This is a genomic window from Dermatophilus congolensis (assembly GCF_900447215.1).
Classification (GTDB): Bacteria; Actinomycetota; Actinomycetes; order Actinomycetales; family Dermatophilaceae; genus Dermatophilus; species Dermatophilus congolensis_A.
The window spans coordinates 1,520,939-1,543,806 of the sequence record NZ_UFYA01000001.1; the positions used below are offsets into that span (position 1 = coordinate 1,520,939).

A 22,868-nucleotide genomic window follows, 5' to 3' on the forward strand; every position below is an offset into this window, starting at 1 on the left:
TCAAGCACCCAGGATGTTCACGGAACCGCCTGCAGCCTCAATCTTGCTCTTCGCCGCACCAGAAACCTTATGAGCAGTGACGTTTACCTTGACGGAAATTTCGCCATCGCCCAAAACCTTTACAAGGCTCTTGGAGCGAACTGCACCCTTAGCCACGAGGTCATCAACTGTGACGTCACCGCCCTCGGGGAACAAAGCTTCAATGCGGTCCAGGTTCACAACCTGGTACTCCACGCGGTTACGGTTCGTAAAACCGCGCAGTTTCGGAAGGCGCATGTGAAGCGGCATCTGGCCACCCTCGAAGCGCTCCGGAACCTGGTAACGAGCTTTCGTACCTTTAGTACCACGACCAGCGGTTTTACCCTTGCTGGCTTCACCACGACCAACTCGCGTGCGAGCGGTCTTGGCTCCAGGGGCCGGACGCAATTCATGAACGCGAAGCGGCATGCTTTCGTTCGTCTCGTCTGCCACGATCAGTCAACCTCCTCGACGGTCACGAGATGGGCGACGGTACGCACCATCCCGCGCACTTCGGGACGGTCCTCGCGCAGCACAGACTGACCGATACGGTGCAATCCAAGGGTGCGGAGGGTGTCCTTCTGGTTCTGCTTAGCTCCCACAACACCACGTGTCTGGGTCACTTTGAGCTGAGCCATCACGCCCCCGTCCCTGCCGCACGAGCACGCAACAAAGCGGCGGGTGCGACATCTTCAAGAGGAAGCCCACGACGTGCCGCAACCGACTCCGGACGCTCAAGGCCCTTCAGCGCAGCCACGGTGGCATGAACGATGTTGATCGAGTTGTCTGAGCCAAGTGATTTGCTCAGCACGTCCTGAATGCCTGCGCACTCAAGAACAGCGCGCACCGGCCCACCAGCGATAACACCAGTACCGGGCGCGGCGGGACGTAGGAGAACTACGCCAGCAGCGTCTTCACCCTGAACGGGGTGAGGAATGGTGCCCTGGATACGCGGAACGCGGAAGAACGACTTTTTGGCTGCCTCTACGCCCTTGGCGATTGCCGTGGGAACCTCTTTGGCTTTGCCGTAACCGACACCCACGGTGCCGTCACCGTCACCGACGACCACGAGAGCGGTGAAGCTGAAGCGACGACCACCCTTCACAACCTTGGCAACACGGTTAATCGTTACGACACGCTCCAAGAATTGGCTGCGCTCGTCATTCTGGTTGTTGTTTTGCCGGCGGTTATCGCGGTCACGACGGTCGCGACCGCTGCCTGCACGTTCAGAGCCGCCTTGCTCGGCTCCGCGGCGCTGGGGTCCAGCCATCAGACGCTCTCCTTTTCACCAGTCTTCGTGAACATGCTCGTTCGTGCAGTCATCACAGCTCCAGACCGCCCTCGCGTGCACCTTCGGCGATCGCGGCAACGCGACCCGTGTAACGGTTACCGCCACGGTCAAACACTACTGTGTCAATGCCTGCAGCCTTGGCGCGAGCAGCGACGAGTTCACCGACTCGCTTAGCCTTAGCGGTTTTGTCTCCGTCAAATGCACGCAGGTCTGCTTCCATGGTCGAAGCGGACGCAAGGGTGTGCCCAACGCCATCATCGATAACCTGAACGAACATGTGACGCGTGGAGCGTGTGACCACCAAGCGAGGACGCTCAGCGGTGCCGGCGAGGTGCTTGCGAAGACGCGCGTGGCGACGTGCCCGAGCGTCGGCTTTGCTCTTGCCGCGCTTAATGATCTTGCCAGTGCCTGCCATCGCTTACTTACCAGCCTTTCCGACCTTGCGGCGGATCTGCTCGCCTGCGTAGCGAACACCCTTGCCTTTATATGGCTCCGGCGGACGGATTTTGCGAATGTTTGCTGCAGTCTCGCCTACGAGCTGCTTATCGATACCCGAAACCGAGAACCGGGTCGGAGTCTCGACGGCAAAAGTGATGCCCTCCGGCGGTTCAACAACGACCGGGTGGCTGAAACCGAGAGCAAACTCAAGGTTGCTGCCCTTAGCCAGCACACGGTAACCGGTGCCATAGATTTCCAGCTTTTTCTGGTAACCCTCGGTCACACCGATAACCATGTTCTGGATGAGCGAGCGAGTTAGACCGTGGAGAGCACGGTTGTCACGCTCGTCATTGGGACGCGAAACGCTGATGCTGCCATCCTCGTCACGCACAACAGTGATGGGCTCAGAAACAGTGAGGGAAAGCTCACCCTTAGAACCCTTAACTGCAATGTCCTGTCCGCTGATCGTCACGTCAACGCCGTTAGGAACGGAGATCGGAAGTCGTCCGATTCGAGACATTCTTCGTACCTCCTTCCGTTACCAGACGTAGGCGAGGACTTCCCCACCCACACCCTTCGCTTCGGCCTGACGGTCAGTCAGCAACCCGGACGAGGTCGAAATAATCGCCACGCCGAGGCCGCCGAGCACCTTGGGCAGGTTGGTGGATTTTGCGTATACGCGCAATCCAGGCTTGCTCACTCGTCGAACACCCGAGATGGAGCGTTCACGGTTGGGGCCGTACTTAAGCTCGATAGTGAGCGTTTTTCCGACCTCTGCATCCTCAAGTTTCCAGTCTGCGATGTAACCCTCGGTTTTAAGGATTTCCGCGATGTTGGACTTGAGCTTCGAAGACGGCATGGACACTACGTCGTGGTGCGCCGAGTTGGCGTTCCTGACGCGGGTCAGCATGTCCGCAATCGGATCTGTCATCGTCATTTGGGCTCTCCGCCCTTCCTCACCGGGGTTTCGCCTCCCGCCTTTTGCGGGGCCGACCTACGGTGTAGAAGTCTTCGTCTCGTTGAGGTCCGGTCTACTTACCAGCTGCTCTTGGTGACTCCGGGAAGCTCACCACGGTGAGCCATATCACGGAAGCACACACGGCAAAGCCCGAACTTGCGGTAAACCGAGTGGGGACGGCCACACCTCTGGCAACGGGTGTAAGCGCGAACTTTGAATTTCGGTTTGCTATCCGCTTTGTTGATCAGTGCCGTTTTCGCCACTATTAGTTCTCCTTGAAAGGGAACCCAAGCTGGCGAAGAAGCGCGCGGCCTTCGTCATCGGTCTTCGCGGTAGTGACAAGCGTGATGTCCATACCACGAACGTGGTCAATCGAGTCAGGATCAATCTCATAAAACATTGACTGCTCGGTGAGACCAAACGTGTAGTTACCGTTGCCATCGAACTGCTTTCCAGAAAGTCCGCGGAAGTCACGGATTCGGGGAAGAGCAACGGTCACCAGGCGGTCGACGAACTCCCACATGCGATCACCACGAAGAGTGACGTGGGCGCCAATCGGCATACCTTCACGCAGTTTGAACTGCGCAATGGACTTGCGAGCACGAGTCACAACAGGCTTTTGGCCTGTAATGGCTGCAAGGTCACGAACGGCACCTTCAATGCGCTTGCTGTCTTTCGCAGCTTCGCCAACACCCATGTTGACGACGACCTTAGTAAGGCCAGGAATCAACATAACGTTGGAGTAACCGAATTCTTTGTTCAGAGCGTCACGAATTTCTTCGTGGTAACGCGTCTTAAGACGGGGCGTGATCATCGTTTCGCTCATCAGATGTCCTTCCCGGAACGCACTGCAACGCGCACACGAACGGTCTTCTCACGACCATTGCGCTCAACCTTTTCGGTGCGCATGCGCACACGGGTCGGCTTGTTAGTTTCGGGGTCAACCAAAGCCACATTGCTCACGTGAATCGGGGCTTCAACCGTCACGATTCCAGCTGCGCGGTTCGTTCCTGCAGCTGCGCGCTGGTGCTTAGTTACTCGGTTAATGCCTTCGACTAGCACACGGTTAGTGTCGGGGAAGACCGCGATAACCTTGCCTTGCTTGCCTCGGTCGCCACCTTTGTCCTGTTTGCGACCAGTGATGACCTGAACCAGATCACCCTTTTTGATCTTCATGTTGGCCATGGGTTACAGCACCTCCGGGGCCAGCGAGATGATCTTCATAAATTTCTTTTCACGTAGTTCACGGCCAACCGGACCGAAAATACGCGTACCGCGGGGCTCACCATCGTTCTTCAGGATGACTGCCGCATTCTCGTCAAACTTGATGTAGCTTCCGTCAATACGACGGCGTTCTTTCTTGGTACGCACGATAACGGCCTTGACTACATCACCCTTTTTGACGTTTCCGCCGGGGATTGCGTCCTTGACCGAGGCAACGATGATGTCGCCAATGCCGGCGTAACGTCGACCCGAACCGCCGAGAACACGGATGCACAGAATTTCCTTGGCACCGGTGTTGTCAGCGACACGAAGTCGCGACTCCTGCTGGATCACTTCTCACTCCTGTCGTCGCGCCGGTTCTCACCGCGCCCGCTCCTTAATGAACGGGCGCTGGGTGAGCCTTGCGGAACGGATTGTGGTCTAGGTGACGGATTCGGTTGTGCTCTTGCTCTTCCGAACCGCCGAACGAGCCTCTTACTTGGCGCGCTCGAGAATTTCGACAACGCGCCAACGCTTTGTGGCAGACAGCGGACGTGTTTCCATCAGGAGGACACGGTCACCGACGCCACAGTTGTTGGTCTCGTCGTGGGCCTTGAGTCGCTTCGTGCGACGCATGACCTTGCTGTAGAGGGCGTGCTTGACGCGGTCCTCGACCTCGACCACGACAGTCTTGTCCATTTTGTCGCTGACCACGTAACCGCGGGCGGTTTTACGATAGTTGCGCTCAGTAGTGGTGTTCGCTTCGGTCACGGTCACTCACTCGCCTTCTCGACACCGATGTTCAGCTCACGCTCACGCATGATCGTGTAGATCCGCGCAATGTCCTTTCGGACCGCCCGTAGGCGACCGTTGTTCTCAAGCTGGCCCGTGGCTGACTGGAACCGGAGGTTGAACAGCTCTGCCTTAGCTTTGCGGAGCTCCTCGACCAGGGCGTCATCCGCCATGTCACGGAGCTTGTCAACAGCGAGGTCTTTGCTTCCAACTGCCATCAGACGTCCCCTCCTTCACGCATAACGAAGCGGCACTTCATCGGCAGCTTGTGCATTGCTAGACGCATGGCTTCACGCGCCACGGGCTCAGAAACACCGGAAAGCTCAAACAAAACGTGCCCCGGCTTAACGTTGGCGACCCACCACTCTGGTGAACCCTTACCAGAACCCATTCGGGTTTCAGCAGGTTTCTTGGTGAGGGGACGATCTGGGTAAATGTTGATCCAGACCTTTCCGCCACGCTTGATGTAGCGGGTCATAGCGATACGCGCAGACTCGATCTGGCGGTTCGTTACGTACGCAGGCGCCAAAGCCTGAATACCGAAGTCACCAAATGCAACCTGCGTCCCGCCTTTAGCGCCGCCAGAGCGCTTCGGGTGGTGCTGCTTGCGGTGCTTGACTCGACGAGGAATCAACATCAGGCATCAGCTCCCTCGCTGGCCGGAGCCGCGCTCTGTTCTGGAGCGTTGCTGGCAGCAGCGTTCTCGTTGCGGTTCCCACGACCTGCGCGGTCGCCACGACGGCCACGGCCAGGACGCTCGCCACGGCCACCACGGCTCGGGCGGCCGCTGGAGTTGGCCTGCTGAGCAGCCAGTTCACGCGCAGTGAGGTCACCCTTGTAGATCCACACCTTTACACCGATGCGGCCAAAGGTGGTACGGGCCTCATAGAAGCCGTAGTCAATGTTGGCGCGAAGCGTGTGAAGCGGCACACGTCCTTCGCGGTAGAACTCCGTACGGCTCATCTCTGCGCCACCCAAACGACCAGAGACCTGAACTCGGATTCCCTTTGCACCAGAGCGAAGTGATCCCTGCATTCCCTTACGCATAGCGCGTCGGAAAGACACTCGTGCACTCAGCTGCTCAGCAATTCCCTGGGCGACCAGCTGGGCGTCCATGTCGGGGTTCTTGACCTCAAGAATATTGAGCTGAACCTGCTTGCCTGTGAGCTTTTCGAGCTTGCCGCGAATACGCTCCGCCTCTGCGCCACGGCGCCCAATAACGATTCCGGGGCGAGCAGTGTGGATGTCGACACGTACACGGTCACGCGTACGTTCGATCTGCACCTTGCTTACACCTGCACGTTCCAGGCCTTCAGAGAGAAGACGACGAATTTCGACGTCCTCTTTCACAAAGTCACGGTAACGCTGACCACTCTTGGTGGAGTCAGCGAACCAGCGGCTCGAGTGTTCGGTAGTGATACCGAGACGGAATCCGTTCGGGTTTACTTTTTGACCCATTATCGGGTTCCTCCGTTCTCGGGCTGGCTGACATGAACCGTGATGTGGCTCGTGCGCTTGTTAATGCGAGCCGCGCGGCCCTGTGCGCGCGGCCGAATACGCTTCATCGTCGGTCCTTCGTCGACATAGGCAGCCGAGACGATGAGCTGACGCTCATCAAACGGCTCCGATGCCTGCTCTGCCTTAACGCGAGCGTTAGCAATCGCACTGGCCAGAACCTTGTATACGGTCTCGCCTGCGGCCTGAGGTGCGAACTGCAGCACTGCGAGCGCTTCAGTCGCGTTCTTTCCACGGATGAGGTCCACGACGCGGCGGGCCTTCATGGGCGTGACGCGAACGCCGCGCGCCTGCGCCTTGGCTTCCATCGTTGTCCCTTTGCTTTCGTTCGACATATCGAAATTGATCCTCACCGCGGTCAGCGGCGACGGCCCTTCTTGTCGTCCTTGATGTGACCCTTAAAGGTGCGTGTAGGAGCGAACTCACCGAGCTTGTGCCCGACCATCGACTCCGTCACAAACACCGGCACGTGCTTACGACCGTCATGCACGGCGAATGTGTGCCCAAGGAAATCGGGAGCGATCACAGAACGACGCGACCAAGTCTTAATAACTGCTTTGGACCCAGACTCGTTCTGAACGTCGACCTTCTTCTGCAGATGGTCGTCGATGAACGGGCCCTTTTTGAGGCTACGAGGCATATGCCATGACTCCTATCAGCGCTTCTTGCCCGTGCGACGACGACGCACGATGTATTTGTCGCTTTCCTTGTTCGGACGACGTGTGCGGCCTTCCGGCTGCCCCCACGGGGAAACAGGATGACGGCCACCAGACGTACGACCTTCACCACCACCATGCGGGTGGTCAACAGGGTTCATCACAACACCACGGACGGTTGGGCGCTTGCCCTTCCAGCGCATACGGCCGGCTTTACCCCAGTTGATGTTGCTCTGCTCGGCGTTTCCAACTTCACCGATAGTCGCGCGGCAGCGCGCATCGACGTTGCGGATTTCACCTGAAGGCATACGCAGCTGTGCGTAAGGACCATCCTTAGCTACCAGCTGCACACGTGCACCTGCCGCACGAGCAATCTTTGCCCCTCCACCCGGACGCAATTCGATTGCGTGGATGATCGTACCGAGGGGGATGTTGCGCAGCGGAAGGTTGTTGCCTGGCTTGATGTCGGCCCCTGTGCCAGCTTCAACTGCATCGCCCTGACGGAGACGGTTCGGCGCAAGGATGTAGCGCTTACTTCCATCTGCGTAATGAAGGAGAGCGATTCGAGCTGTGCGGTTGGGGTCGTACTCGATGTGCGCGACGACCGCAGGAATGCCGTCTTTGTCATGGCGACGGAAGTCAATAACACGGTACGCACGCTTGTGGCCACCACCGATGTGACGGGTAGTGATGCGCCCCTGGTTGTTGCGACCACCAGTTTTAGGTAGTGGGCGAACCAGCGACTTCTCCGGAGTGGAGCGCGTGATCTCTGCGAAGTCCGACACACTGGAACCACGACGGCCCGGCGTTGTCGGCTTGTATTTACGGATACCCATTGTTCAGTCCTCAGTTCCTACGCTCAGGCCCGAGCGCCGAAGATGTCGATGGAACCTTCTTTGAGGGTGACGATTGCGCGCTTGGTGTCTTTGCGCTTGCCCATCCCGAAACGGGTGCGGCGCGTCTTCCCCTGGCGGTTCAGCGTGTTAACGGAAGAGACCTTCACACCAAAAACCTGCTCCACTGCAAGGCGGATCTCAGTTTTGTTGGCAGAGGGGTCAACAATGAAGGTGTATTTACCCTCATCCATAAGTCCGTACGACTTCTCGGAGACGACCGGAGCGATCAGGATGTCGCGCGGGTCCTTGATGTTTGCGCTCACTTGGCTTCCTCCTGGGAGTTCGCCGCGCTACGCGAGTCGATGAGCGACGCAAGCGCGTTCTCGGTGAACACGACGTCGTCTGCGCACATCACGTCGTAGGTGTTCAGCTGGTCAACGTGCAGCGCGTGAACTGTCGGCAAGTTACGGACAGAAAGCGCACCCTGCTCGTCCCCTCGCGCTAGAACCACAAGAAGGTTCTTACGGTCGGTAAGGCTACCGAGCAACGTACGGGCTGCCTTCGTAGAAGCAGAGTCAGAGACAACACCTTCAACTGCGTGAATGCGTCCATGACGAGCTCGGTCAGACAAAGCGCTGCGCAATGCAGCAGCTTTCATTTTCTTGGGGGTGCGCTGACTGTAATCACGAGGCTGAGGCCCGTGAACAGTTCCACCGCCAGCGAACTGAGGGGCGCGGGTCGAACCCTGTCGGGCTCGCCCTGTTCCTTTCTGGCGGTATGGCTTCTTACCGCCACCACGGACCATGCCGCGGGTCTTCGTGGCGTGCGTTCCCTGTCGGGCAGCAGCAAGCTGTGCAACAACTACCTGGTGGATCAGGGGAACATTAGTTTCCGCTTCAAAGATTTCGGCGGGCAGGTCGACCGAGCGACCAGTGTTACCACCGTCGAAGCCGATGATGTCGATCTTCGTCACGATGTCACGCTCCCTTAGCAGCAGTGCGGACGAGGACGATACCGCCACGCGGACCGGGAACCGCACCCTTGACGAGGATGAAGCCCTTATCGGCATCGATAGCGTGGATCGTCAAGTTCTGAGTGGTCTGGCGCACGCCGCCCATACGGCCGGCCATACGCTGACCTTTGAAAATGCGTCCTGGAGTGGCACAGGCGCCAACAGAACCAGGCTTGCGGTGGTTTCGGTGCGCACCGTGGCTAGCAGAGACACCAGCGAAGCCGTGACGCTTCATCACACCAGCAAAACCTTTACCTTTGGTTTTTCCGGTGACGTCGATCTTCTGGCCGCTTTCAAAAGCTGAGACCGTAATCTCCTGGCCAAGCGTGTATTCAGAAGAATTGTTAGTGCGGATTTCAACTAGGTGACGGCGAGGCGTTACGCCTGCCTTCTCAAAGTGGCCACGCAAAGGCTTCTTGACCTTGCGAGGATCAATCTCACCGAACCCAATCTGCACAGCCTCATAGCCGTCGGTAGCTGCATCCCGAATCTGAGTCACCACACAAGGCCCGGCCTTGATGACCGTCACTGGCACGAGGCGGTTCTGCTCATCCCAGACCTGCGTCATCCCCAGTTTCTCGCCGAGCACACCGGTGACAGCGCGCGAAGCGCTCTTTGCTGCATTACTCATCGCAGTTGTCACCGTCCTTACAGCTTAATCTCGATGTTGACGTCCGCAGGCAGGTCAAGTCGCATAAGCGAGTCAACGGCCTTAGGCGTCGGGTCCACGATGTCAATGAGACGCTTATGGGTGCGCATCTCAAAGTGCTCGCGGCTGTCTTTGTACTTGTGGGGCGACCGGATGACGCAGAACACATTCTTCTCCGTCGGGAGCGGCACCGGGCCGACAACAGTCGCACCGGCACGCGTCACCGTGTCGACAATCTTCCGTGCCGAAGAATCGATGACTTCATGGTCATACGACTTCAGCCGGATGCGGATTTTTTGTCCCGCCATCGCTTCGTCAGACTCTCTCTCGTTTAATTCCGCTTGTAAGAATTCGGATCACCGACCCACGCGCTCGGGCGTGTCGCATATTCAGGAACACAATAAACAGACTCATCAACCTTTTGGTCTGGCCGACTGTTTAGCTTCCCGGATCCGAGCCCAACGCATCCCTGCAAGAGCTCCAGATCCACGAATCTTATTTCGCGGTGCTAGTAACCTCTTTCGAGGGACTTGAAGTTCGATGCGATACCGAACTTCGCGTCAAGCAACCCGTTCACTCTGCCAGATAATTCACCGAAAGCACAAATCAGCTGATCAGTGGTGTCAACACACAACCGGGGGCTCAGGTTATTGACCTGAGCCCCCGGTTGGTGATTAATCACCTAGTTGGTCACTTGATGATCGTGGTTACGTTACCAGCACCGACCGTACGGCCACCCTCACGGATAGCGAACTTGAGGCCTTCTTCCATGGCGATGGGCTGAATCAGCTCCACCTTCATGCCGGTGTTGTCACCAGGCATAACCATTTCAACACCCTCAGGAAGGTGGACAACACCGGTCACGTCCGTAGTACGGAAGTAGAACTGAGGACGGTAGTTGTCGTAGAAGGGCGTGTGACGGCCACCTTCATCCTTGGAAAGGATGTAGACCTGAGCGTCGAACTCCGTGTGAGGAGTGATGGAGCCCGGCTTGCAGACAACCTGGCCACGCTCAACGTCTTCACGCTTGGTTCCGCGGAGAAGTAGACCAACGTTCTCACCGGCCTGGCCCTCGTCGAGGAGCTTACGGAACATTTCGATACCGGTGACCGTGGTCTTCGTGGTTGCCTCGTGGATACCCACGATCTCAACCTCTTCGTTAACCTTCAGCACACCGCGCTCGATACGGCCGGTAACAACCGTGCCACGCCCGGTAATGGTGAAAACATCCTCGATAGGCATGAGGAAGGGCTTGTCGACTGCACGCTCCGGGGAAGGAATGTAGTCGTCGACTGCCTTCATGAGCTCGAGAATGGACTCGCTCCACTTGGCGTCGCCCTCGAGTGCCTTCAGTGCGGAGACCTGGACAACAGGAACGTCGTCGCCGGGGAACTCGTAGCTGGAAAGCAGCTCCCGAACTTCCATTTCGACGAGCTCGAGGATTTCCTCATCCTCGACCATGTCAGTCTTGTTGAGTGCCACGACGATGTAGGGGACGCCGACCTGGCGGGCCAGGAGAACGTGTTCCTTCGTCTGCGGCATGGGGCCGTCGGTTGCAGCAACAACCAGAATGGCGCCGTCCATCTGAGCCGCACCGGTGATCATGTTCTTCACGTAGTCAGCGTGCCCGGGGCAGTCGACGTGCGCGTAGTGACGGCTCTCGGTCTGGTACTCGATGTGAGCGATCGAGATGGTGATGCCGCGCTGCTTCTCTTCAGGCGCCTTGTCGATGGAGTCGAACGGGGAAGCCTCGTTCAGATCCGGGTACGCGTCGTGCAGAACCTTCGAGATCGCAGCCGTCAGCGTCGTCTTACCGTGGTCAATGTGACCAATGGTGCCGATGTTGACGTGCGGCTTGGTCCGCTCGAACTTCGCCTTCGCCACTTGGGTCCTCCTGTGGACTTGATTGGTTAACGCCGTACATCCACTTGGGTGGCGACGTTGTTGGACTATTTACTGCGTTAGCAGCGTGAAGAGCCGACGGGTGAGTGTACCCGCCTCACTCGCCTCGCATCTTCTTGATGATCTCGTCCGCGACGTTCTTGGGAACTTCAGCGTACGAGTCGAACTGCATCGAGTAGTTAGCGCGGCCCTGCGTCTTAGAACGCAGGTCACCAACGTACCCGAACATCTCGGACAGTGGTACAAGGCCACGAACGACCTTAGCGCCACTGATGTCTTCCATGGACTGGATGTGGCCACGGCGAGAGTTGATGTCACCGATAACGTCACCCATGTACTCTTCGGGCGTACGAACCTCAACAGCCATCATTGGCTCAAGCAGGGCAGGGTCTGCCTTACGAAGAGCTTCCTTCGTTGCCATCGAGCCAGCGATCTTGAAGGCCATTTCGGACGAGTCAACATCGTGGTATGCGCCATCGATCAAGGTTGCTTTCACACCCACGATGGGATATCCAGCCAACACACCGTGTTGAAGTGCGTCCTGAATACCGTGGTCAACGCTTGGAATGTACTCACGCGGAATACGGCCACCTGTAACCGCATTCTCGAATTCGTACATTTCACCCTCGGCAGTATCCAAAGGCTCAAAGGTGATTTGCACCTTACCGAACTGACCGGAGCCACCAGTCTGCTTCTTGTGGGTGTAGTCGAACTTCTCAACCGTGCGACGGATGGTCTCACGGTAAGCGACCTGCGGCTTACCGATGTTGGCCTCAACCTTGAACTCACGCTTCATGCGGTCAACAAGGATGTCAAGGTGAAGCTCACCCATACCCTTGATAACGGTCTGACCAGATTCCTGATCAAGCTCAACCTGGAAGGTGGGGTCCTCTTGCGCCAACTTTTGAATAGCGGTCGAGAGCTTCTCCTGGTCACCTTTGGTCTTAGGCTCAATAGCAACCGAGATAACAGGCTCTGGGAAAGTCATCGACTCCAGAACAATCTGATTGTCTGGGTCACACAACGTGTCACCTGTTGTCGTTTCCTTCAGGCCGACCATGGCGTAGATGTTTCCAGCCACTGCCTCATCAACAGGGTTTTCCTTGTTGGCATGCATCTGGAAAAGCTTGCCGACACGCTCTTTCTTGCCCTTAGTCGAGTTAACGACCTGGCTACCTGCGTTAATGCGCCCAGAGTACACACGAACGAACGTGAGGGTACCAAAGAATGGGTGTGCCGCAACCTTGAAGGCAAGAGCGGAGAATGGCTCGGCTTTGTCGGGGTGGCGCTCCATTTCAACGTCTTCGTGCCCGACCTTATGTCCCTTGACTGCCTCAACATCCATTGGTGTTGGCAGGTAGTCGATGACAGCATCCAACATTGGCTGCACACCACGGTTCTTGAAGGCAGAACCACAGAGAACCGGGTACAGCTCAGAGCTCACCGTAAGCTTGCGAATGCCAGCCTTGAGCTCGTCAATCGTAAGCTCTTCGCCACCTAGGTACTTCTCCATGAGCTCGTCATCGCTCTCAGCGACGCGCTCAACAAGGAGGCTGCGGTATTCCTCAGCCTTTTCTTTAAGGTCCTCAGGGATCTCCTGGATTTCGTACTTAGCCCCAAGAGTCACGTCACCCTTGGCGTCACCAGGCCAGACAAGTGCACGGCTGTGAAGTAGGTCAATCACACCAAGGAAGTCAGATTCCGCACCGATGGGGAGCTGCAGCACGAGCGGCTCCGCACCAAGACGATCTTTAATCGTCTGGACCGTGAAGTAGAAGTCCGCACCCATCTTGTCCATCTTGTTGACGAAGCAGATGCGGGGAACGTCATATTTATCAGCCTGACGCCACACTGTCTCAGACTGAGGCTCGACACCTTCTTTGCCATCGAACACTGCGACGGCGCCATCGAGGACACGGAGCGAACGCTCTACCTCAACGGTGAAGTCGACGTGCCCGGGGGTGTCGATGATGTTGATCTGGTTACCCTCCCAGAAACAGGTGACAGCAGCCGAGGTAATCGTGATACCCCGCTCTTTTTCCTGCTCCATCCAGTCAGTCGTCGAAGCACCATCGTGGGTTTCACCCAACTTATGGTTGACGCCTGTATAGAAGAGGATGCGCTCCGTCGTCGTCGTCTTACCGGCGTCGATGTGCGCCATGATGCCGATGTTGCGGACCTTCTTCAGGTCTGTGAGGACATCCTGTGCCACGTGATCTCTCGTCTCGTTTCGTGTTTCCCAGTCGCCTCAGGTCTGCCCGAAATCGCAGGCCTTCCGCGGAACTTACCTTCGGTGCCACCAAACCAATTCAAAGCCAGTGACACCGAAGAATAAATTCGTCTTACCAGCGGTAGTGAGCGAAGGCCCGGTTGGACTCCGCCATCTTGTGGGTGTCCTCACGACGCTTCACAGCGGCACCAAGGCCGTTACTTGCGTCAAGGATTTCATTCATAAGTCGCTCGGTCATCGTCTTCTCGCGACGCTGACGTGAGTAACCCACCAACCAGCGCAAACCGAGCGTGGTTGAACGTCCAGCACGGACCTCAACAGGAACCTGATAGGTCGCACCACCGACACGGCGGCTACGCACCTCAAGAGTCGGCTTGATGTTGTCGAGAGCACGCTTGAGGATGGCAACTGGGTCAGTTCCCGTTTTTTCACGGCACCCTTCGAGCGCACCATAAACAATGCGTTCTGCGGTGGACTTTTTACCGTCCAACAGGATCTTGTTGACGAGCTGGGTGACCAGCGGAGACCCGTAAACAGGGTCAGACATAATAGGGCGCTTGGGAGCAGGACCTTTACGAGGCATTACTTCTTCTCCCTCTTTGCACCGTAACGGCTGCGAGCCTGGCTCCGGTTCTTTACACCCTGGGTGTCAAGCGAGCCACGAATGATCTTGTAACGAACGCCAGGAAGGTCCTTAACACGTCCACCACGCACGAGCACGATCGAGTGCTCTTGCAAGTTGTGGCCAACGCCAGGGATGTAAGCGGTTACCTCAACACCCGAAGTGAGCTTCACACGAGCAACCTTACGGAGAGCCGAGTTCGGCTTCTTGGGCGTCGTGGTGTAGACGCGGCTGCAAACGCCACGCCGCTGCGGGTTGCCCTTCAGTGCCGGGGACTTGACCTTCGAGGCCTTATCCTGCCGGCCCTTGCGGACGAGCTGGTTAATGGTGGGCACAAAAACTCCATTGCTGTAGTGATCCGGCAATCCTTGATGGTTTGCCATCCTTGGTGTTTCCACGAATCACCTAGGACCCGTGGCTCTCCCCTGCACTTCTTGAAAGATTCATCCAGTGAAACTCCCGAGCTGCCCGGCGAAAGGACATGGATCTAAGAACCTGCACACTGAAGATATGCGGCGCACCTGGCGGCACTCCGAGTTACTAAGGAAACTCTTTTACTTCACGTGGGCACAACTGCCCAGACCCATGCACCTCAAGAGTAAGGCCGAGAGAGAACCCGAACCAAATTTGAACACGTCACACACGCCATATACATATATACAGTGCGATTACCTGTGAGGATACAGTCGTAAAAAGAGCATCCGACCCACGCGGTCGGGCGTGTTGAACCTTTCAATCAAACCCTCAAACTTATAGGGCTGGGCCCCACACTCAGTGTGGGGCCCAGCCCTATAAGGGACTTAACGGCAGATTAGCCGAAAGTCATCAGTCGCTAAATCCAAGCGATGCATCGTCCAACCGAACGGCTTCGCCCGATCCTGGACCGAAGACTGGATAGTCGAACTGCTGATAATCCGGCAACGAATACATCGTTGCTTTCGCTTCCTCGGTAGGCTCAACTCGCGTGTTCCGGTACTGGGTAAGCCCGGTACCTGCAGGAATGAGCTTACCGAGAATGACGTTCTCCTTAAGACCAAGGAGCGGGTCAGACTTAGCATTAATCGCCGCATCGGTAAGCACTCGAGTGGTCTCCTGGAAAGAGGCTGCCGAAAGCCACGAGTCAGTAGCAAGCGAAGCTTTCGTAATACCCATCAGCTCAGGTCGACCCGAAGCAGGCTTGCCACCCTCGGCAACAACTCGTCGGTTTTCCAACTCGAAGTGACCACGCTCAGCCATCGAACCTGGCAACAGATCTGCATCTCCAGCCTCGATAATTGTCACTCGGCGAAGCATCTGCCGAACAATGACCTCGATGTGCTTGTCGTGGATGGACACACCCTGCTGGCGATAGACGCCCTGCACTTCCTCCACAAGGTGGATCTGAACCGCACGCGGACCCAAGATACGCAATACCTGTTTGGGGTCCACTGGTCCCGCGACGACTCGTGCACCAATCTCGGCGTGATCACCATTGTTAACCAACAAACGAGCGCGCTTCGAGACGGGGTAAGCCTGCTCCTCAGAACCATCATCCGGCGTAATCAGGATGCGGCGAGACTTATCCGTTTCTTCGATTTCCACACGGCCGGCAGTCTCAATGATCGGAGCGACACCCTTGGGTGTACGTGCTTCGAATAGCTCGACAACACGCGGAAGACCCTGGGTGATGTCATCACCTGCAGCACCACCAGTGTGGAAGGTACGCATGGTGAGCTGAGTACCAGGCTCGCCAATCGATTGCGCAGCGATGATACCTACTGCTTCACCAATCTCAACGAGCTTTCCGGTAGCCAAAGAACGGCCGTAGCACAAGGCACAGGTACCGACATGACTATCACACGTAAGAACTGATCGAACCTTAACCTGCTCAACTCCTGCCTCAACCAACCTCGCGATTAGCACATCGCCAACGTCGGCTCCAGCAGAGGCGAGAACCTCGCCATCTTTCACTACGTCTTCGGCGAGAGTCCTTGCATAAACAGCAGACTCAACATTCTCATCAAGTACAAGCTCGCCCTCACTGTTCCTCACGGCGATAGGCAAGGTAAGGCCACGCATCGTTCCGCAGTCGTGCTCACGGATGATGACATCCTGAGAAACGTCAACGAGACGACGCGTGAGGTATCCAGAGTCCGCTGTACGAAGAGCGGTGTCTGCAAGACCCTTACGAGCACCGTGAGTAGAAATGAAGAACTCGAGAACCGAAAGGCCTTCACGGAAGTTCGACATAATCGGACGCGGAATGATTTCACCCTTCGGGTTTGCCATCAATCCACGCATTCCAGCGATCTGACGGAGCTGGAACCAGTTACCACGTGCCCCCGAAGAAACCATCCGATAGATCGGGTTTAGCTTGGGGAAGTTCTCCTGCATAGCAGAAGCAACCTTGTTGGTTCCCTCAGTCCAAATTTCAATCAGCTCTTGACGGCGTTCCTCGTCAGTCAAAAGACCGCGCTCGAACTGCGTCTGAACTTTCTCTGCTTTGGACTCGTACTGGCTAAGGATCTCATCCTTGTTCGGAGGCATAACCACGTCAGCCACGGCGACAGTCGCACCTGAGCGAGTACCCCAGTAGTAGCCGAGCTCCTTCAGGGCATCGAGGCTGGCCGCAACCTGAACCTTGCTGTACCGCTCTGCAAGGTCGTTGACAATGGCGCCAAGCTTTTTCTTGTCAACTGGTTCTTCAACCCATGGGTAATCCACAGGCAATGCTGTGTTGAAAATGTAGCGCCCCAGAGTCGTTTCAATGACAACACCATCGAAACGGCCATTGGCATTGGGAACCAACCCTTCCGGTGCCGCTTCCCCTAGCCCCGGGACGAAATCATCGATCCTGATCTTCACAGACGATCCGAGATGAATTTCGCCAGCATCGAAAGCCATCTGCGCTTCCTCTGCGGAGCGGAATGCCCTGCCAGCACCAGGCCCATCCTCACGAATACTGGTGAGGTGGAATAGGCCGATGATCATGTCCTGAGAAGGCATCGTCACCGGTCGGCCATCCGATGGCTTAAGGATGTTATTGCTGCTGAGCATGAGAATTCGAGCCTCAGCCTGAGCCTCTGGCGAAAGCGGCACATGGACTGCCATCTGGTCGCCGTCGAAGTCCGCGTTGAAGGCGCCACACACAAGCGGGTGGAGCTTAATAGCTTTACCTTCGACCAGTTGGGGCTCAAAAGCCTGAATACCAAGTCGGTGCAGCGTAGGTGCACGGTTCAACAAGACAGGGTGCTCAGTAATGACCTCTTCGAGAACATCCCACACCTGCGGTCGTGACCGCTCCACCATGCGCTTGGCGCTCTTGATGTTCTGTGCGTGGTCCAGATCGACCAAGCGCTTCATCACAAAAGGTTTGAAGAGCTCCAATGCCATCTGCTTGGGCAGACCACACTGGTGCAGCTTCAAAGTCGGACCGACCACGATGACAGAACGACCAGAGTAGTCAACACGCTTACCCAGCAAGTTCTGACGGAAACGTCCCTGCTTCCCCTTCAACATGTCCGAAAGGGACTTAAGAGGACGGTTACCTGGCCCGGTAACAGGGCGACCACGACGACCGTTGTCGAAGAGCGCGTCAACAGCCTCCTGCAGCATCCGCTTCTCGTTATTCACGATGATCTCGGGAGCACCAAGATCAAGGAGACGCTTGAGGCGGTTATTGCGGTTAATAACCCGTCGGTACAGATCATTCAGGTCAGAGGTCGCAAAGCGGCCACCATCCAACTGCACCATCGGACGCAAATCCGGCGGAATAACCGGAATGCAGTCCAAAACCATGCCATTGGGATTGTTATCCGTGGTTTGGAAAGCTGTGACAACACGAAGACGCTTAATGGCACGCGTTTTTTTCTGACCTTTTCCGGTCTGAATGATCTCACGTAGCTGCTCAGCTTCAGCCTCAAGATCAAAAGTCTCCAGGCGCTTCTGCAGGGCAGCTGCACCCATAGATCCCTCGAAATACATGCCGAAGCGGTCACGCATTTCGCGGTAGAGCATTTCGTCACCTTCAAGGTCTTGCACCTTGAGGTTCTTGAACCGGGTCCATACCTGGTCAAGGCGTTCTGCCTCTTTATCCGCTTTCTTGCGGATGGAGTTCATCTCACGTTCTGCGGAATCACGCACTTTGCGGCGAACATCGCCTTTAGCGCCTTCTGCTTCAAGCTCTGCAATATCTGCCTCGAGCTTTTTTGCTCGCTCTTCAATCTTGGCGTCACGCGCGTTCTCAAGGCTCTTTTTCTCAACCTCGATTTGAGCTTCGAGAGAAGGAAGATCACGGTGGCGCGCTTCCTCGTCAACGCTGGTGATCATGTAAGCCGCGAAGTAGATGACCTTTTCAAGGTCTTTCGGGGCCAAATCAAGCAGGTAGCCCAAGCGGCTTGGAACACCCTTGAAGTACCAAATATGTGTCACAGGAGCGGCTAGCTCAATGTGCCCCATCCGCTCGCGGCGCACACTAGAGCGGGTCACCTCGACGCCGCAGCGCTCGCAGATGATTCCTTTAAAGCGCACCCGCTTGTACTTACCGCAGTAGCATTCCCAGTCACGGGTCGGACCAAAAATACGCTCGCAGAAAAGACCGTCCTTTTCTGGCTTAAGCGTGCGGTAGTTAATCGTCTCGGGCTTTTTCACCTCGCCATGGCTCCAAGTACGGATGTCATCCGCGCTGGCCAGGCCGATACGCAGCTCGTCAAAGTAGTTGACGTCGAGCACGTGTGTCCTTCTCTCGTCAGTATGAGGTGTAGGTCGCAAGTTCACGTTGGCCGATCGAGATTGGAATCTCTGACCGGCGAAGATGCCTCGTACAGACGTACGAGGCGCTGCGTCCGGATCACTGGGGCAACTACGTCGCCCCAGTGATCGAGGTCATTAGACCTCTTCGACCGTGCTGGGCTCGCGGCGGGACAGGTCGATTCCGAGCTCATCAGCTGCGCGGAATACTTCCTGCTCCGGCTCGCGGAGGTCGATCTCAGTGCCGTCCGTAGAAAGAACTTCCACATTCAGGCACAAAGACTGCATTTCTTTGATGAGAACCTTGAACGATTCCGGGATGCCCGGCTCGGGAATGTTCTCACCCTTCACAATGGCCTCATACACCTTCACGCGACCATTGACGTCGTCAGATTTGATCGTGAGAAGTTCCTGCAGCGCATATGCGGCACCGTAAGCCTCCAGCGCCCACACTTCCATTTCACCAAAGCGCTGACCACCGAACTGGGCCTTACCACCCAGTGGCTGCTGCGTGATCATGGAGTACGGGCCTGTGCTGCGGGCGTGGATCTTGTCATCGACCAGGTGGTGCAGCTTCAGGATGTACATGTATCCCACTGCGATGGGATCAGGGTAAGGCTCACCGGAGCGACCATCGAAGAGGCGCGCTTTTCCGTCAGTAGCAACAAGACGCTGTCCATCCCGGGTAGGAAGTGTCGATCCAAGCAGACCTCGGATTTCTTCCTCTGTTGCGCCATCAAAAACAGGCGTAGCAACGCGGGTCAAAGCAGGAGCAGTGCGACCGTCCTCAGGGATCATGCGTGCCCAGTCGGGATCACCCTCGATGTCCCATCCGCGGCTTGCGATCCATCCAAGGTGAATTTCAAGCACCTGACCGATGTTCATACGACCAGGAACGCCCAGCGGGTTAAGGATGATGTCAACAGGCGTGCCGTCTTCCAAGAAGGGCATGTCTTCAACCGGCATGATGCGGCTGATAACACCCTTGTTTCCGTGACGTCCAGAAAGCTTGTCACCTACTGTGATCTTGCGCTTGTTTGCGACGTAAACGCGCACAAGCTGGTTCACGCCTGGTGGAAGTTCATCTCCCTCTTCACGGTCAAAGACCTTGACACCAATGACCGTTCCCGTTTCACCGTGTGGAACTTTGAGAGAGGTGTCCCGCACCTCGCGGGCTTTCTCACCAAAGATGGCGCGAAGCAAGCGCTCTTCCGGAGTCAGCTCGGTTTCACCCTTGGGAGTGACCTTTCCGACGAGCAGGTCACCGTCACGAACTTCGGCACCGATACGGATGATGCCGCGTTCATCGAGATCAGCAAGTACATCCTCAGAAACGTTGGGGATGTCTCGAGTGATTTCTTCTGGGCCGAGCTTGGTATCACGGGCATCGACTTCGTGTTCTTCGATGTGGATCGAAGAAAGGACGTCATCCTGGACTAGTCGCTGAGACAGGATGATGGCGTCTTCGTAGTTGTAGCCTTCCCATGGCATAAATGCCACAAGGAGGTTACGTCCAAGGCTCATCTCGCCACCGGCAGTCGCAGGACCATCAGCAATGACTTCGCCAAGTTCGACGCGGTCACCTTCATTCACCACGACGCGCTGGTTGTAACAAGTGCCCTGGTTAGAGCGGCGGAACTTATCGATGCGATATGTGAGGTAGGAACCGTCATCACCGGTGACATCGACGAGATCCGCGGTCACTCGAGTGACCACACCAGCAGCCTTGGCACGAACAACATCACCAGAGTCGAGGGCTGCGCGGTACTCCATACCAGTGCCCACAAAAGGAGCTTCACTGCGCACCAGCGGCACTGCCTGGCGCTGCATGTTAGCTCCCATCAGGGCACGGTTGGCGTCATCGTGCTCCAGGAAGGGGATAAGCGCTGTTGCAGCAGAAACCATCTGACGCGGCGAGACATCCATGTAGTCAATGTCTTCGGCTGGAACATCGTCAGATTCGCCGCCTTTACGGCGAGCTAGCACACGCTCCTCAACGAATTTTCCGTCTTCACCAATCGGGGCATTTGCCTGAGCGATGATGAACTCGTCTTCTTCGTCTGCGGACAGATAGTGAACCTCATCCGTGACTGCTCCGAACTCGCACTTACGGTAAGGCGTCTCGATAAAACCGAAGGGGTTGATGCGAGCATAGGAAGCCAAAGCACCGATAAGACCGATGTTCGGACCTTCAGGGGTCTCAATGGGGCACATACGTCCGTAGTGCGACGGGTGAACGTCACGAACTTCCATGCCAGCGCGGTCGCGAGAAAGACCACCAGGACCAAGTGCGGAAAGACGACGTTTGTGCGTCAGTCCTGCAAGTGGGTTGTTCTGATCCATGAACTGAGACAGCTGGCTCGTGCCAAAGAACTCACGGATAGAGGCAACAACAGGACGGATGTTGATCAACGTTTGCGGCGTGATTGCCTCAACGTCTTGCGTCGTCATGCGCTCACGGACAACACGTTCCATGCGCGACAGGCCTGTACGGACCTGGTTCTGAATAAGTTCACCAACGCTGCGAAGACGACGGTTTCCGAAGTGATCGATGTCATCCGTTTCGACGCGAACAGCCACGTCTTTGCCGTCACGGTGCCCTGGCAGAGACGTTTCTCCTGCGTGCAGCGCTACCAGATATTTAATCGTAGCGACGATGTCTTCGACAGTCAGAGTGTTGACTGCCCGATCTGTTTCAATACCGAGCTTCTTGTTGACCTTGTAACGGCCGACCTTGGCAAGGTCATAACGCTTGGGGTTGAAGTACAGATTGTTAAGGAGGTTCTGAGCTGCTTCCTTGGTCGGAGGTTCACCCGGACGCAGCTTGCGGTAGATGTCAAGAAGGGCTTCATCCTGCGAAGCGGTGTTGTCCTTTTCGAGGGTGGCACGCATGGAGTCGTACTCACCAAACTCTTCAAGGATCTGAGCGTCGGTCCAGCCTAGTGCTTTAAGGAGTACCGTGACAGATTGCTTGCGCTTGCGATCAACACGAACGCCAACCTGGTCACGCTTGTCAATCTCGAATTCGAGCCAGGCCCCACGGCTCGGGATGATCTTGGCAGTGAAAATGTCTTTGTCGCTGGTTTTATCTGGCGCAGACTCGAAATATGCACCAGGGCTGCGCACCAGCTGCGAAACAACGACACGCTCGGTGCCGTTAATGATGAAGGTGCCTTGATCTGTCATGAGTGGGAAGTCACCCATGAACACGGTCTGGCTTTTAATTTCGCCAGTCGTGTTATTCATGAACTCGGCAGTGACGAACAGCGGAGCGCTGTACGTCATGTCCTTTTCTTTACACTCCTCAAGGGAGTACTTCATCTCTTCGAACCGGTGATCACGGAACGAGAGGGACATCGAACCCGAGAAGTCTTCGATAGGCGAGATCTCTTCAAAGATCTCTTCGAGGCCGGAGTGCTCGGCCACATCGTTCCGGCCAGCCTCGAGGGCCTCCGCAACTCGATCCTGCCATCTCTCGTTACCAAGCAACCAGTCAAAGCTCTCCGTTTGGAGAGCAAGAAGGTCAGGTACTTCGAGGGGTTCGCGAATCTTCGCGAACGACACCCGCCCTGAGGGGGTGATGGCGCTCGACATCTTCTGGGTCGCAATACGCGAGGAAGCCAAGGATGGTCCTTCCGCAAGGCCTGTGGTTGACGGCGGTCGCGCGCCTGCAGACCATGCAGTCTTAGCTTCGACTAACGATCACGAGGAACATGCACAAGGCGTAGCCCACCCTTAGCCCCGAAGGACTTAGAACGGCGACCGTCCACCGTTGTCGGTGTCATCCATGACATATCCCGACGGTGTAATCATGTCGACCACAGCAGGCTGACCGATCTACGCTTCGATACACGACCCGTGAACTGGCCTTTTACCTGTCAGTCTCTATGTGTTTCAACGTAAGTCAGGACACACAAAAACTAGAGGTGAAGCCAAGAAGCACATGGGCAGCGCAAAGCGTTAGCATACCTACTTTATCTGTAAAATCCAAATTAACGTCAAGACACATCACCGGTTC

The 22,868-nt window shown here is 56.4% G+C and carries 27 protein-coding genes; all 27 read right to left on the bottom strand.

What is annotated here, in order from left to right; all coding sequences use genetic code 11:
* The 27 genes from rplO to rpoB all read right to left on the bottom strand — a co-directional run bounded on the left by rplO (position 1) and on the right by rpoB (position 22,474).
* On the bottom strand, positions 1–447 hold the full coding sequence (gene rplO / locus DXZ77_RS06565) for a 50S ribosomal protein L15 (protein WP_115032691.1): 447 nt from the start codon (positions 445–447) through the stop codon (positions 1–3).
* A 26-nt stretch (positions 448–473) separates the two neighbouring features.
* A complete protein-coding gene (gene rpmD, locus DXZ77_RS06570) occupies positions 474–656 on the bottom strand; it encodes a 50S ribosomal protein L30 (protein ID WP_115032693.1) in 183 nt (60 codons plus the stop codon).
* The gene (rpsE, locus tag DXZ77_RS06575) at positions 656–1,288 is read right to left on the bottom strand and encodes a 30S ribosomal protein S5 (RefSeq protein ID WP_028326533.1); all 633 of its coding nucleotides are present in this window, start codon (positions 1,286–1,288) and stop codon (positions 656–658) included. The genes rpmD and rpsE overlap by 1 nt, the downstream gene beginning before the upstream one ends.
* Before the next feature lie 52 nt (positions 1,289–1,340).
* Positions 1,341–1,724: a 50S ribosomal protein L18 gene (rplR, locus tag DXZ77_RS06580; protein ID WP_028326534.1), complete on the bottom strand. Its 384-nt coding sequence runs from the start codon at positions 1,722–1,724 to the stop codon at positions 1,341–1,343.
* A 3-nt stretch (positions 1,725–1,727) separates the two neighbouring features.
* Positions 1,728–2,267, bottom strand: a complete 540-nt coding sequence (rplF, locus tag DXZ77_RS06585) for a 50S ribosomal protein L6 (protein WP_115030897.1) — start codon at positions 2,265–2,267, stop codon at positions 1,728–1,730.
* An 18-nt stretch (positions 2,268–2,285) separates the two neighbouring features.
* Positions 2,286–2,684 (bottom strand): 30S ribosomal protein S8, encoded by a 399-nt coding sequence (rpsH, locus tag DXZ77_RS06590; RefSeq protein WP_028326536.1) that lies wholly within the window; start codon positions 2,682–2,684, stop codon positions 2,286–2,288.
* 98 nt (positions 2,685–2,782) lie between these two features.
* Positions 2,783–2,968 (bottom strand): type Z 30S ribosomal protein S14, encoded by a 186-nt coding sequence (locus DXZ77_RS06595; RefSeq protein ID WP_115030899.1) that lies wholly within the window; start codon positions 2,966–2,968, stop codon positions 2,783–2,785.
* A gap of 2 nt (positions 2,969–2,970) precedes the next feature.
* Positions 2,971–3,531: a 50S ribosomal protein L5 gene (rplE, locus tag DXZ77_RS06600; protein ID WP_115030901.1), complete on the bottom strand. Its 561-nt coding sequence runs from the start codon at positions 3,529–3,531 to the stop codon at positions 2,971–2,973.
* The gene (gene rplX, locus DXZ77_RS06605; protein ID WP_028326538.1) at positions 3,531–3,890 is read right to left on the bottom strand and encodes a 50S ribosomal protein L24; all 360 of its coding nucleotides are present in this window, start codon (positions 3,888–3,890) and stop codon (positions 3,531–3,533) included. The genes rplE and rplX overlap by 1 nt, the downstream gene beginning before the upstream one ends.
* A gap of 3 nt (positions 3,891–3,893) precedes the next feature.
* The gene (rplN, locus tag DXZ77_RS06610; protein ID WP_028326539.1) at positions 3,894–4,262 is read right to left on the bottom strand and encodes a 50S ribosomal protein L14; all 369 of its coding nucleotides are present in this window, start codon (positions 4,260–4,262) and stop codon (positions 3,894–3,896) included.
* 141 nt (positions 4,263–4,403) lie between these two features.
* Positions 4,404–4,679: a 30S ribosomal protein S17 gene (rpsQ, locus tag DXZ77_RS06615; RefSeq protein WP_028326540.1), complete on the bottom strand. Its 276-nt coding sequence runs from the start codon at positions 4,677–4,679 to the stop codon at positions 4,404–4,406.
* Between the two features lie 2 nt (positions 4,680–4,681).
* A complete protein-coding gene (gene rpmC / locus DXZ77_RS06620; RefSeq protein ID WP_028326541.1) occupies positions 4,682–4,918 on the bottom strand; it encodes a 50S ribosomal protein L29 in 237 nt (78 codons plus the stop codon).
* Positions 4,918–5,337, bottom strand: a complete 420-nt coding sequence (rplP, locus tag DXZ77_RS06625) for a 50S ribosomal protein L16 (protein ID WP_028326542.1) — start codon at positions 5,335–5,337, stop codon at positions 4,918–4,920. Before rplP ends, rpmC begins: the two co-directional genes overlap by 1 nt.
* Positions 5,337–6,158: a 30S ribosomal protein S3 gene (gene rpsC / locus DXZ77_RS06630; protein ID WP_115030903.1), complete on the bottom strand. Its 822-nt coding sequence runs from the start codon at positions 6,156–6,158 to the stop codon at positions 5,337–5,339. Before rpsC ends, rplP begins: the two co-directional genes overlap by 1 nt.
* On the bottom strand, positions 6,158–6,523 hold the full coding sequence (gene rplV / locus DXZ77_RS06635; RefSeq protein WP_028326544.1) for a 50S ribosomal protein L22: 366 nt from the start codon (positions 6,521–6,523) through the stop codon (positions 6,158–6,160). Before rplV ends, rpsC begins: the two co-directional genes overlap by 1 nt.
* 50 nt (positions 6,524–6,573) lie before the next feature.
* A complete protein-coding gene (gene rpsS / locus DXZ77_RS06640; protein ID WP_028326545.1) occupies positions 6,574–6,855 on the bottom strand; it encodes a 30S ribosomal protein S19 in 282 nt (93 codons plus the stop codon).
* Between the two features lie 15 nt (positions 6,856–6,870).
* Positions 6,871–7,707 carry a 50S ribosomal protein L2 gene (rplB, locus tag DXZ77_RS06645; RefSeq protein WP_084440850.1) on the bottom strand — a complete coding sequence of 279 codons (837 nt, stop codon included), beginning with the start codon at positions 7,705–7,707 and terminating at the stop codon, positions 6,871–6,873.
* Positions 7,708–7,730: 23 nt separating this feature from the next.
* Positions 7,731–8,030 (bottom strand): 50S ribosomal protein L23, encoded by a 300-nt coding sequence (rplW, locus tag DXZ77_RS06650; protein WP_028326548.1) that lies wholly within the window; start codon positions 8,028–8,030, stop codon positions 7,731–7,733.
* Positions 8,027–8,680, bottom strand: a complete 654-nt coding sequence (rplD, locus tag DXZ77_RS06655) for a 50S ribosomal protein L4 (protein WP_208302200.1) — start codon at positions 8,678–8,680, stop codon at positions 8,027–8,029. Before rplD ends, rplW begins: the two co-directional genes overlap by 4 nt.
* Positions 8,681–8,684: 4 nt before the next feature.
* A complete protein-coding gene (gene rplC, locus DXZ77_RS06660; protein WP_181816056.1) occupies positions 8,685–9,350 on the bottom strand; it encodes a 50S ribosomal protein L3 in 666 nt (221 codons plus the stop codon).
* 17 nt (positions 9,351–9,367) lie between these two features.
* Positions 9,368–9,676, bottom strand: coding sequence for a 30S ribosomal protein S10 (rpsJ, locus tag DXZ77_RS06665; RefSeq protein WP_006946210.1), 309 nt, complete (start codon positions 9,674–9,676; stop codon positions 9,368–9,370).
* Between the two features lie 382 nt (positions 9,677–10,058).
* Positions 10,059–11,252 (bottom strand): elongation factor Tu, encoded by a 1,194-nt coding sequence (gene tuf, locus DXZ77_RS06670; protein WP_028326551.1) that lies wholly within the window; start codon positions 11,250–11,252, stop codon positions 10,059–10,061.
* Positions 11,253–11,367: 115 nt separating this feature from the next.
* Entirely contained in the window at positions 11,368–13,482 is a 2,115-nt protein-coding gene (gene fusA / locus DXZ77_RS06675; RefSeq protein ID WP_115030907.1) for an elongation factor G, read from the bottom strand.
* 130 nt (positions 13,483–13,612) lie between these two features.
* A complete protein-coding gene (gene rpsG, locus DXZ77_RS06680) occupies positions 13,613–14,083 on the bottom strand; it encodes a 30S ribosomal protein S7 (protein WP_028326553.1) in 471 nt (156 codons plus the stop codon).
* The gene (gene rpsL, locus DXZ77_RS06685) at positions 14,083–14,457 is read right to left on the bottom strand and encodes a 30S ribosomal protein S12 (RefSeq protein WP_028326554.1); all 375 of its coding nucleotides are present in this window, start codon (positions 14,455–14,457) and stop codon (positions 14,083–14,085) included. The genes rpsG and rpsL overlap by 1 nt, the downstream gene beginning before the upstream one ends.
* Positions 14,458–14,947: 490 nt before the next feature.
* Complete coding sequence (locus tag DXZ77_RS06690) at positions 14,948–18,832, bottom strand: DNA-directed RNA polymerase subunit beta' (protein ID WP_115030909.1); 3,885 nt, start codon at positions 18,830–18,832, stop codon at positions 14,948–14,950.
* A gap of 156 nt (positions 18,833–18,988) precedes the next feature.
* Positions 18,989–22,474, bottom strand: coding sequence for a DNA-directed RNA polymerase subunit beta (gene rpoB, locus DXZ77_RS06695; protein ID WP_028326556.1), 3,486 nt, complete (start codon positions 22,472–22,474; stop codon positions 18,989–18,991).
* Between the last annotated feature and the right edge of the window lie 394 nt (positions 22,475–22,868).